We start from the raw sequence: 10,170 nt of genomic DNA, 5'->3' as shown, positions 1-10,170 counted from the left end.
TCGCGATCGCGGTTGCGCTGGTCCAGTTCCCGCGCCGCCGCCTCGGCAAGGCGGGCAGCGTCTTCCGCCGCGCGCTGGGCCGCCTGCCGTCGCTCCTTGGCGCTATCGAGCGCTTTGAGCCGCTCGCGCGCCTCTTCCAGCTGTCGCTCGAACGCCTCCCAGGTCCGGGCTTCGAGCCGCTGCTGGCGCTCCTCAAGCAGCTCGGCAAGCCGGGCGAGGTCTTCCTCGACATCGCGCCGCCGCTGCCGCAGCTCGGCAAGGTCGCGTTCCAGCTCCTCGCGGTGGTCGTGCGCCTCGCGCAGTCTGCCGGCCGTCTGGCGGCCGGCGGGCGATTGCAGCGACGCGAGCTCGCCGGCAATCGCGGTGCGCAGCCGCGCGATCCCGGCCGCCCCCGTCACGGTGCCGACCTCGGCTTCGAGCGCGCTGCGCAGGGTCCGGTGGGCCGGGTCGTCCAGTTCGGGCGGCGCGATGGAATGCCCCTGTTCCACCCAGAGCGCGCCCCACACGCCGCGCGGCACCTCGCGCCGCCTGGACTCGGGAGCGACGCCGAACAGTCGCCGGATCTCCTCCTCGGCAGCGTCGCCCGTTTGCGTCTGCCCCGAAGGCGTGGTGACCTCAGCCCGACCCACCCGACCGGCGAACCGCTTGGCGATCACCCAATGCCCCGTCGCGTCAGCCAATTCGACCCGCACCGCCGGAACGCCGCCGCCGAGCGGACGCAGCGCGTCAGCCTGAGCGCGATGGGGGAGGAAGATTGCGGCCTGGATGGCGGCGAGCAGCGTGGACTTACCGGTCTCGTTCGGCGCCGCGAGCACATTGAGCCCCGGCGCGAAGGGGCCAACGCGCCAGCGCCCGGCGAAGCGGCGCAGATCCTCAAGCTCGACCGCCGCGATGCGCATCAGCGGGCGAGCTCCCGCATCAGCCAGAGCTCGACCAGCGCACGCCACGCCGTCGCGGCATCGGGATCGGCCGGATCGCGCGCACGCGCCGCCAGCCGGTCGGCGGCGATGCGCACCGCGCCTTCGAGGTCGATCGCGGCGAGTTCCTCATCCTCGGGCCGCACCTCCAGCTCGGAGAGGTCGAGATCGAGCCAGCGCAGCCGTGCGGCGAGCGTCTCCTCGATCCGGTCGCGGAAATGCTCGCGGCCCGCCAACGTCAGCGCGCCGCGCGGGGCGAGGCGCAGCACGATGTCCGCAGCGGACTGCATGTGCAGGAAACGATTCGCAAGCGCCTCGATCTCCGCCGTCTCGGCGAGCACGGGCTCGGCGAGGTGCCAGACGAAACGGCCGGTCGGCACGCGCTCGACGCGCGCTGTCGGCCCGTCGATCTCCACCGCAAGCGCGACCCCGCCGCCGCAGCGGGTTCTGTCGCCGTCCGGATCGATACGGAACCGGTCGGGCTCCGGCGTGCCGCTGTACCAGGTCGCCAGGCCGACGCGGAGCGTACGGTGCCAGTCGCCGAGCGCCAGATACGCCAGCCCCGCGCGGGTGGCGCGATCGGGTGCGATCGGGTTCGTCTCCGCCCCCTCCTCGGCGCCGAAGCCGGCGACCGCGCCATGCGCGAGGCCGATCCTGAGCACGCCGTCCGGCGTGGCCGCGTGATCCATCCACGACGTGGGGTCGCCCGGCACGCGGCGGTGGCCGAGCGGCGCCGGCAGCAGCACGGCAGGCGGCTCGCCCGGTGCGGGATCGAGCGGCACCGGCGCGGCGGCGAGATGCGCGCGCACGTTCGGCGGCCAGCCCTTGCGGCCGAGCCGCTCCCACAGCCCGCCCGGCCGGTGCGGGTCGTGGTTGCCCGGCAGCAGGTGCCAGGCGAGGTCGGAGGCGGCCTTCATGCGATCGAGCGCTCGGTCGAGCGTGTGGTCGGACAACTGGGTGCCGTCGAACACGTCGCCAGCGACCAGCACACGCGGCGCCCCGGCCCCCCGTGCGGCCTCGGCCAAGCGGTCAAGCGCGTCGCGCCGCGCCTCGGCGAGCAGCGCCGCCTTGTCGGGCGGCGCACCGGCGAAGCTGCTGCGGCCGATATGCAGGTCGGAGCTGTGAAGGAGTCGCACGGGCATGGGCCGCGGGAGCCTGCCCGAACCCGGCCGCGTCGGCAAAGACGACGGGATCGGACATACGACCAATTCTGACGCGTCACTCTCGTACGGTCGCGTTCAAGGCGAGAACAGATCGGGTACGGGAGAGACCTCATGGACGCCGGCGAACAGACCATCGCCCTGGACTACGCCCGCAACGCGCTGGCCCAGGTGCCGCGCCGGTCCCGCCGCGCCACCGCGGTCGCCGCCTGGATCACCCGGTTCCAGGACGCGCTCGGCCTCGCCCCCCGCACCGGGCGCGATCCCGACCCGCGCCAGGACGAGCTGTTCGCCGAAGGCGCGCTTGACGCAGCCGCCTGGAAGGTGATCCAGCGCCGCATCGAGGCGCGCACTGCCAAGGCCCGCCGCGCCGTCAGCGCCATCACGCTGCGCCTGAACGCCGTCACTCGCGCGGTCGGGCTCGACGAGGCCGAGGCCGCGATCCTGGGGCTTGCGGTGCGCTACCGGCTGCACCGCCCGGTCGAGCGGCTCTGGGACATGGTCTCGGACGCGATGGGGGGCGCGATGCGGCTCTCGGCCGATGCGCCGATGATCGCGCTGCTGACCGGTCTGCCGCAGGCGACCGTCGAGCGGCGGCTCGCCCCGACCGGGACGCTGCGGGCGGCCGGACTGCTCACCGTGGACGGCGACGGCGAGCTGATCGTGCTGGAACGGCTGAAGCGCCAGCTCTCGGATGCGCTTGGCATTCCGCCCAGCACCGGCCAGGTCGCCGGCGAGGCGCTGCTCGGCCGCCCGCTCGCCGCAAGCCTGGCACTGGAGGACTTCGCACATCTCAGCGCCGCGGCGAGCCATGCGGTCGAGGTGCTCGCCGGCGCCCTGCGCGCCCGCCGACCAGGCACGCATGTCCTGCTGTATGGCCCCCCCGGCACCGGCAAGACCGAGTTCTGCAAGACCCTGGCCGCCGCGGTCGGCGCGCCGCTCTACGCCGTCGGCGAGGCGGCCGAGGACGGGCACGAGCCGGGGCGGTCGGAGCGGCTCGCGGAACTCCGCCTCGCCCAGCGCCTGCTCGCCGGCGGCTCGCCGGCGCTGCTGCTGTTCGACGAGGCCGAGGACCTGTTCGACCAGGGGCTCGTGGGGCTGCTGAACGGCCAGGGCGGGGGCCGGGCCTCGCTGCTCCGCACGCTGGAAACGACGCCCGTGCCGGTGCTCTGGACGACCAATGCACTCGCCCCGCTCGGCCCGGCGGTGATCCGGCGCATGACCTTCGCGATCGAACTGCGCGTGCCCGACCTGCCAGTGCGCGAGCGGCTCTGGGTGCGCGAACTCGCCCGCCACGGGGTGGCGATGCCGCAGCCCGAGGTGGCGCGGCTCGCGCGCGATGTGCCGGCGCCGCCCGCGGTCGCCGCCGCCGCCGTGTCGGCCGCGGCGCTGACCGGCGGCGGGGCGGAGGCGGTGCGGCGCGGCGTGCTCGCGGTCGCCAAGGCGATGGGCGGCGGCCGGCTGCCGCCGCAGGAGGCCGCGCCCGAGACCGGGTTCGATGCAAGCCTCGCCAATGCCGATACCGACCTTGCCGCGTTGTCCGAGCGGCTCGCGGCATGCGATGTCCCGCGTGCGGTGTCGCTGCTTCTGTCCGGGCCGCCCGGCACGGGCAAGAGTGCGTTCGCGCGCGACCTTGCCCAGCGCCTCGGCCTTGATCCGCTGGTGAAGCGGGCGTCCGACCTGCTGTCGCGCTGGGTGGGCGGCAGCGAGCAGGCGATCGCGGCCGCGTTCCAGGAGGCCGCCGAGGAGCAGCGCTTCCTGATCCTCGACGAGGCCGACGGTCTGCTCGCCGACCGGCGCGGCGCGGCGCAGTCGTGGGAGGTGACGCAGGTGAACGAGCTGCTGACCTGGATGGAGCACCATCCCCTGCCGTTCGCCTGCACCACCAACCTGCCCGAACGGCTCGATCCGGCCTGTCTGCGCCGGTTCCTGGTAAAGGTACGGTTCGACGCGCTGCGGCCCGATCAGGCGCGGGCGGCATTCACGCGGTTCTTCGGACTCGTCGCACCTGCCGGGCTCGCGGATCTGCCACCGCTGGTTCCGGCCGATTTCTCGCTGGTTGCGCGCAAGGCCAGGCTGCTCGGCCGGATCGGCGATGCCGCTGCCCTGTTGCAACTGCTGGCTGAGGAGGCGGCCGCCCGGCCCGGCGCCACGGCGCCGCTGGGGTTCCGGTTCGGCAACTGATGATGTTTTGACGATCCTTTCACGTGCGCAGGGTCGGTTTGTTCACCACCATGAACAGACCGACAAGGTTGGGGGGAATGCATTACCAGAAGCTCGAGCAGATCCTGCGCCTCGCACTCGCCTTCCAGGGCACGCGCGAGGGTCTGTCGCTCGCCGACATCCAGCGCGACTTCGGCGTGGCGCGGCGCACCGCCGAGCGGATGCGCGACGCGGTGGCGCGGGTGTTCCCGCAGTTCGAACGCTGCGACGACGGCGAGCGGACCCGGCGCTGGCGCCTGCCGGCCGGCACGCTCGGCGGGCTCGTCGCAGTGTCGGCCGATGAACTCGCCGAGCTTGACGCCGCCGCGGCCGCACTCTCCCGCAAGGGACTGCGCGAGCGCGCCGACCTGATCGCCTCGGCGACCCAGAAGCTCCGCGCCACCGCCCGGCCCGAGCACCTGCGCCGGGTGGAGCCCGACCTCGAAGTGCTGACCCAGGCCGAGGGCACCGCGCTCCGCCCCGGCCCGCGCCCGCTGCTGCCGCCGGGGATCCTGACCAAGCTCCGGCGCGCGATCATCTCCTGCCTGCCGGTGACGATGCAGTACCGCTCCCGCCGCTCCGGCAGGCCCTACGGCGTCGAGGTGCACCCCTACGGCATGCTCTATGGCAGCCGTCCGCTGCTGGTCGCCGCGGTCGAGCCCTGGGACGAGCCCAAGCTCTACCGGCTGGACAGGATCGGGACGCTCGATCTCGGCAACACCCCATTCGTGCGGCGGGCCGATTTCCGGCTCGATGACTTCGCCGCGCGCGCCTTCGGCACCTGGCAGGAGGAGCCGGTCGACGTCACCTTTCGCTTCGACGCCGAGACCGCGGACGAGGCCGCGCAATGGCGCTTCCACCCAAGCCAAGTGGCCGAGCGCGATGCGGACGGGCGGCTGGTGGTGCGCTTCCGCGCCGGTGGCGGCCAGGAGATGTGCTGGCACGTGTTCACCTGGGGCACCTCGATCGAGATCGTCGATCCCCCATCATTGCGCCAGCGCATGGTGGCGCTGCTGCGCGACGCGCTTGCGCATCACGAGGGGGCTGACGTGGTCGCGGCCTGACCCGCTCATCCCGCGCCCAGCGCCCGCGCGAGAAACCGCCCCAGGTCCGCGTTCGAACGCTCCCGCACGGCGGGGTCGGCGTTGATCAGGTAGGGCGTGCGCTCGACGCAGAGTGCCAGGATCAGCTTGCGGCTGAAGCTGCCCGCCATCGGCAGACCGCTCCGCAGGTCGCGCACCGTGCCGTCGCGTTCGACATGCAGGCGGCAGCCGTTCAGCAGGCTGCCGATCCGGATCGGTCCCCAGCCGCCGTCCCACTGATGGGCCGCGCCCTCGTAGGCGATCACCTCGACCTCGCTGCCGCCACGGCGGAACCCCTCGGCCGTCTCGGTGCAGCGCGCGGGATCGATCAGCTCATCCTCGGTGCCATAGAGGATCAGCAGCGGCGCGCCGGTCGTGCGCTCATCCTCGAAGCTCGCGATGCAGGGACCGTAGAACGCGGCGTGTGCCGCGAAGCGCTCGCCGCCCGGCGCGAAGGCCGCGGCCGCACCTTCGTTCAGCGCGTACATGGTCGCCATCGCGCCGTAGCTGAAGCCGATCAGCGCGACCCGGTGCGGATCGGCATGGCCCTCCTGCGCCAGCCAGCGCAGGGCCGCATAGGCGTCGGCGATCAGCATGCTCTCGGTGATGTTGATCAGGCGGTCGACGAAGCTCGTGCCGCGGTCGCGCCGCGCGGCGAAGGCATCCACCGCGAGCGCGGTGATTCCCATGGCCGCGAACTGCCGGCCATAGGTGAGTTCGCGTGCGCCGAGCACCCCGCCCGAGCCGTGCAGCATCACGACGGCCGGCGGCGGCGGCGACCCCGCTCCCCGGCGCGGCAGGAACAATGTGCCCGTCGCCTCGGTCGGCGCGCCGTTGCCCACCAGCTGGTCCCACGGCGTGAAGGGCGAGGCGGACGGCCAGGTGACGCGGCGCTGCTCGGCCGCCGCCAGGGCCTCGCCGTTGGGCCAGGGCCGCGTCAGAACGGATGTGTCGGCGAGTGCCGGTCCTGCCAGCATGCCCCCCGCCACAACCAGCGCCGAGATCCGCATCCCCTCTCCCCGCCTTGCCGTGCCGGCGCCGAGGCGCCACAACGTCCGGACTCTTGGCGGAGGACGCGCGGGATGCACGTGACGATCACGGGAGCGGCGGCAGTCCCGGGGCGCGGGCGCGCCGCGCGGATCGCCGCCAGGGCGACGACGGCAGGGTCCGCAAGCCGCGTCGGATCGTGATCGGATGCGCCTGGAGGCGAGGGAATGACGGGCAGCCAGGACTTCGCGGCCGATCCGCGCAACGCCGGCGTCCTGATCGATCTGAACGGCGCGCTCGTGCAGCGCGACGAGGCGCGGGTGTCGGTGTTCGATGCCGGTTTCGTGCTCGGCGACGGCGTGTGGGAAGGCATCAGGCTGCACAAGGGCGCCCTGCTGTTCCTCGATGCGCATCTCGACCGGCTGTTCGAGGGTGCCAGGGCGATCGACCTCGAGATCGGCCGGACACGCGCCGAACTCACGGCGGCGCTGCACCGGACGCTGGCGGCGAACGGCATGGAGGACGGAGTCCATGTCCGGCTCATGGTCACGCGCGGGGTCAAGAAGACGCCGAACCAGGACCCGCGCCAAGCCATCGGCCCCGCCACGCTTGTGATCGTGGCCGAGTGGAAGCAGCCGAGCGAGGCGCTGGCGACGCGCGGGCTCAGCCTGTTCACCTCGACGATCCGCTGTTCTCCGGCCGACATGTTCGACATGCGGCTCAATTCGCACAGCCGCCTCAACCTGATCACCGCGCTGATCCAGGCGATCAAGGCCGGAGCGGACGAGGCGCTGATGCTCGATCCGCTCGGCTTCGTCTCCTCCTGCAATGCGACGAACTTCTTCTTCGTGCGGGCGGGCGAGGTGTGCAGCTCGAGCGGCGACTATTGCTTCCACGGCATCACCCGCGGCCACGTGATCGCGCTCTGCCGCGTGCACGGGATGCCGCTCCGTCTCGGTAACTTCACGCTGAAGGACGTGCTTGCCGCCGACGAGGCGTTCGTGACCGGGACCTTCGGCGGGCTGACGCCGGTCCGCGCGGTGGATGGGCGGGACCTGCCGGCACCGCTGCCGGGGCCCGTCACCGCACGGCTGCGCGCGCTCTATGCCGCGCTGAAGGACAGCGAGGCCGCAAGATGTCGCGCCTGATCCCCTGGCCACAAACGAGAGCGAAGGAACCCTGCCGATGACGACCCTCTCCCGCCGCACGCTGGTCGGCGCCGGGGCTGCCCTGCTGGCCGGCCCTGCGATTGCCCAGGGCTTTCCGCAGCGACCCATCCGCTTCCTGTGCCCGTTCCCCGCAGGCGGCATCGTCGATGTGGTGATGCGCGCGATCAGCGACGATCTTGCCGCCGACCTCGGCCAGCCGGTTGTCGTCGAGGTGCGGACCGGCGCCGGCGGGCTGATCGCCTCCCAGGCGCTCGCCGCCGCCCCGCCGGACGGCCACACCTGGCTGATGGCCTCGCTCGGCAACCTCGTCGGCCCGATCCTGAATCCCAGCCCCGGCCTGCATCCGGTGGAGAGCGTGCAGGGCCTCGCGATGGTCTCGCGCAGCATCTCGCTGCTGGTGGTGCCGGCGGACTCGCCCGCGCGCAGCGTCGCCGAGTTCGCCGACCTGGCGCGCGCCCGTCCGGGGCAGCTCAACTATCTGCGCCCCGGCATCGGCACCTTCGCGCATATGAGCATGGAGGTGATCCAGCGCGCGCTCGGCGTGCAGGTCACGGCAGTCGATTACCGCGGCCTGCCGCCCGGGATCGTCGACATGCTGGCCGGGCGGCTCGATGCCGCGGTGCTCGCGAGCGGTCTCGCCATGCCGCATATCCGGGACGGGCGGCTGCGCGCCATCGGCGCGGTCGGCACGGTGCGCCTGCCGGACCTGCCGGACCTGCCGACGCTCGGCGAGCAGGGGATCCCCGCCGGCGACCTCGATTCGTGGTACGTCGCGGTCGCGCCGGCGAGGGTGCCGGAGCCGGTGCTGGCGCGGGTGTCGCGCGCCTTCACCGCGGTGCTGGCCAGCCCGGCGGCGCAGGACCGGCTGCGCCGAGCCGGCACGCTGCCCTATGAGCCGGTGCCGCCCGCGCAGGTCCACGCGTTCCTGGTCGAGCAGTACCGCTTCTACGCGACGCTGATCCGCGAGGCGAACATCACCACGGGCTGACCGAGACGGTTCGATCCGGGCCTCGCATCGACCCGTCCCGACTTGCCGTGCCAGCGCCCAGGCGCCACAAGGCCGCAGACACGGCGGAGGACGCGCGGGATGCACGTGACGATCACGGGAGCGGCGGGATTCCTGGGGCGTAGGCTCGCCTCGCGGATCGCCGCGGAGGGACGGATCGGGCCGCGTGCCGTCACCGGCATGACGCTGTTCGACGTCGTCGCGGCCGAGCCGCCAGCGACGGCGTTCCCGGTGCGGAGCATCACGGGCGACATCGCGGACACGGCGATGGTGGCCGGGCTGGTCTCGGCCGAAACCGGCGTGGTGGTCCACCTCGCCGCGATCGTCTCGGCGCAGGCGGAGGCGGATTTCACGGTCGGCTGGCGGGTGAACCTGGACGGCACGCGCGCTCTGCTGGAGGCGTGCCGCGCCGCCGGATCGCGCCCGCGCGTGGTGTTCACCTCCTCGGTCGCGACCTTCTCGGGCGGGCAGGCGGCGGTGATCCGCGACGACACGCGGCCGGTGCCCGGCAACTCCTACGGCGCGCAGAAGGCGGCCGGCGAACTCCTGGTGCACGACTGGACGCGCAAGGGCTTCGTGGACGGCGTCTCGCTCCGCCTGCCGACCGTGGTGGTGCGGCCCGGCCGGCCGAACCGCGCGGCCTCGTCCTTCGCAAGCTCGATCCTGCGCGAACCGTTCCTCGGCGAGCAGGCGCTGCTGCCCGTACCCGAGGACTTCGCGCTCTGGATCGCGAGCCCGCGCGCCGCGACCGACTGGCTCATGCACGCCTGCGCGCTCAGCGGCGCGGCACTCGGGCTCGATCGCGGGGTGAACCCGCCGGGCCTGACCGTCACCGTGCGGCAGATGCTGGAGGTGCTGCGCGCGGTCGGCGGGCCGGACGCGGCGCGGCTGGTCTCGCGGATCGAGGACCGCGAGGTGGCTGACATCGTCGGCACCTGGCCGGCGCGGTTCGACGATGCGCGCGCCCGCGGGCTCGGCTTCCGCGGCCACGAGAGCCTGGAGGCGCTGCTGCGCGGCTTCCTCGAGGACGATCTCGCCGCGACGCGGGCGCTGCGCGCGGCGTGAGTGTCGCGGCCCTTAGCCACCCGATCGTTGCCTTCTTCGGCATGTCGAGCCGGCTCGCGAACGTTGTCGATCTGCGCCCGAACGACGCGTTCTACGCCATTGGGCGCGGCTGAGAGGCCCCGACTGCCCCGCTGATCAGCCCCGCGCCGGGCGGGGTGCGCGGGCGCGAGGGGTATCGTCTAGTCTCGGCTCATGCATCGGACCGACATCCTCGTCATCGGCGCCGGGATCGCCGGGGCTGCCACCGCCGCGGAACTCGCCGCGGCCGGCAGGCCCGTCGTGCTGCTGGAGGCCGAGAGCCAGCCCGGCTTCCACAGCACCGGCCGGTCGGCCGCACTCTGGATCCTGAACTACGGTCCCCCCGATGTCCGCCTGCTCACCGGCGCCTCGCGCGCGCTGTTCGAGCACCCGCCGCCGGGCTTCGCCCAGCACTCCCTCACCCATCGCCGCGCCGTGCTGTTCCTCGCCCCCGAGGATCAGCGCGCGCATCTCGAACAGATGATCGCCGAGGGCGAGGGGCTGCGGCCCATCGGCGTCGAGGAGGTGCAGCGGGCCGTGCCGATCCTGCGCGCGGACTACGCG

At 73.3% G+C, this 10,170-nt stretch carries 9 protein-coding genes; 6 read left to right on the top strand and 3 right to left on the bottom strand.

Annotation, left to right across the window (positions count from 1 at the left end):
• Both ACTIFU_RS19485 and ACTIFU_RS19480 read right to left on the bottom strand, forming a co-directional pair.
• On the bottom strand, positions 1 to 899 hold an 899-nt coding region (locus ACTIFU_RS19485), incomplete at its 3' end, for an AAA family ATPase (RefSeq protein WP_439579983.1).
• Entirely contained in the window at positions 899 to 2,059 is a 1,161-nt protein-coding gene (locus tag ACTIFU_RS19480; RefSeq protein WP_439579982.1) for a metallophosphoesterase family protein, read from the bottom strand. The genes ACTIFU_RS19485 and ACTIFU_RS19480, both read right to left, overlap by 1 nt.
• Positions 2,060 to 2,191: 132 nt before the next feature.
• Between ACTIFU_RS19480 and ACTIFU_RS19475 the strand changes: the two genes are divergently transcribed.
• Both ACTIFU_RS19475 and ACTIFU_RS19470 read left to right on the top strand, forming a co-directional pair.
• The gene (locus ACTIFU_RS19475) at positions 2,192 to 4,261 is read left to right on the top strand and encodes an AAA family ATPase (RefSeq protein ID WP_439579981.1); all 2,070 of its coding nucleotides are present in this window, start codon (positions 2,192 to 2,194) and stop codon (positions 4,259 to 4,261) included.
• Positions 4,262 to 4,338: 77 nt separating this feature from the next.
• On the top strand, positions 4,339 to 5,343 hold the full coding sequence (locus tag ACTIFU_RS19470; protein ID WP_439579980.1) for a helix-turn-helix transcriptional regulator: 1,005 nt from the start codon (positions 4,339 to 4,341) through the stop codon (positions 5,341 to 5,343).
• Positions 5,344 to 5,348: 5 nt separating this feature from the next.
• Here ACTIFU_RS19470 and ACTIFU_RS19465 read toward each other — a convergent pair whose 3' ends face one another.
• Positions 5,349 to 6,371 (bottom strand): dienelactone hydrolase family protein, encoded by a 1,023-nt coding sequence (locus tag ACTIFU_RS19465; protein WP_439579979.1) that lies wholly within the window; start codon positions 6,369 to 6,371, stop codon positions 5,349 to 5,351.
• Between the two features lie 204 nt (positions 6,372 to 6,575).
• Here ACTIFU_RS19465 and ACTIFU_RS19460 point away from each other — a divergent pair, with 204 nt between their 5' ends.
• The 4 genes from ACTIFU_RS19460 to ACTIFU_RS19445 form a co-directional block, all read left to right on the top strand.
• The gene (locus ACTIFU_RS19460; RefSeq protein WP_439579978.1) at positions 6,576 to 7,496 is read left to right on the top strand and encodes an aminotransferase class IV; all 921 of its coding nucleotides are present in this window, start codon (positions 6,576 to 6,578) and stop codon (positions 7,494 to 7,496) included.
• A 37-nt stretch (positions 7,497 to 7,533) separates the two neighbouring features.
• The gene (locus ACTIFU_RS19455) at positions 7,534 to 8,505 is read left to right on the top strand and encodes a Bug family tripartite tricarboxylate transporter substrate binding protein (protein WP_439579977.1); all 972 of its coding nucleotides are present in this window, start codon (positions 7,534 to 7,536) and stop codon (positions 8,503 to 8,505) included.
• A gap of 99 nt (positions 8,506 to 8,604) precedes the next feature.
• Complete coding sequence (denD, locus tag ACTIFU_RS19450) at positions 8,605 to 9,588, top strand: D-erythronate dehydrogenase (RefSeq protein WP_439579976.1); 984 nt, start codon at positions 8,605 to 8,607, stop codon at positions 9,586 to 9,588.
• 192 nt (positions 9,589 to 9,780) lie between these two features.
• Positions 9,781 to 10,170: FAD-dependent oxidoreductase (locus ACTIFU_RS19445; protein ID WP_439579975.1), on the top strand; the 390-nt coding region annotated here is incomplete at its 3' end.

It is taken from the genome of Elioraea sp. (genome assembly GCF_051860475.1).
Lineage (GTDB): Bacteria > Pseudomonadota > Alphaproteobacteria > Acetobacterales > Acetobacteraceae > Elioraea.
This window is presented reverse-complemented; position numbering and strand designations above follow the sequence as displayed.

Bases quoted from the DNA above. Each gene is read 5' to 3' on its own strand.
- ACTIFU_RS19480 (WP_439579982.1), bottom strand. From the start codon at position 2,059: ATGCCCGTGCGACTCCTTCACAGCTCCGACCTGCATATCGGCCGCAGC.
- denD (WP_439579976.1), top strand. From the start codon at position 8,605: ATGCACGTGACGATCACGGGAGCGGCGGGATTCCTGGGGCGTAGGCTC.
- ACTIFU_RS19460 (WP_439579978.1), top strand. From the start codon at position 6,576: ATGACGGGCAGCCAGGACTTCGCGGCCGATCCGCGCAACGCCGGCGTC.
- ACTIFU_RS19455 (WP_439579977.1), top strand. From the start codon at position 7,534: ATGACGACCCTCTCCCGCCGCACGCTGGTCGGCGCCGGGGCTGCCCTG.
- ACTIFU_RS19475 (WP_439579981.1), top strand. From the start codon at position 2,192: ATGGACGCCGGCGAACAGACCATCGCCCTGGACTACGCCCGCAACGCG.
- ACTIFU_RS19465 (WP_439579979.1), bottom strand. From the start codon at position 6,371: ATGCGGATCTCGGCGCTGGTTGTGGCGGGGGGCATGCTGGCAGGACCG.
- ACTIFU_RS19470 (WP_439579980.1), top strand. From the start codon at position 4,339: ATGCATTACCAGAAGCTCGAGCAGATCCTGCGCCTCGCACTCGCCTTC.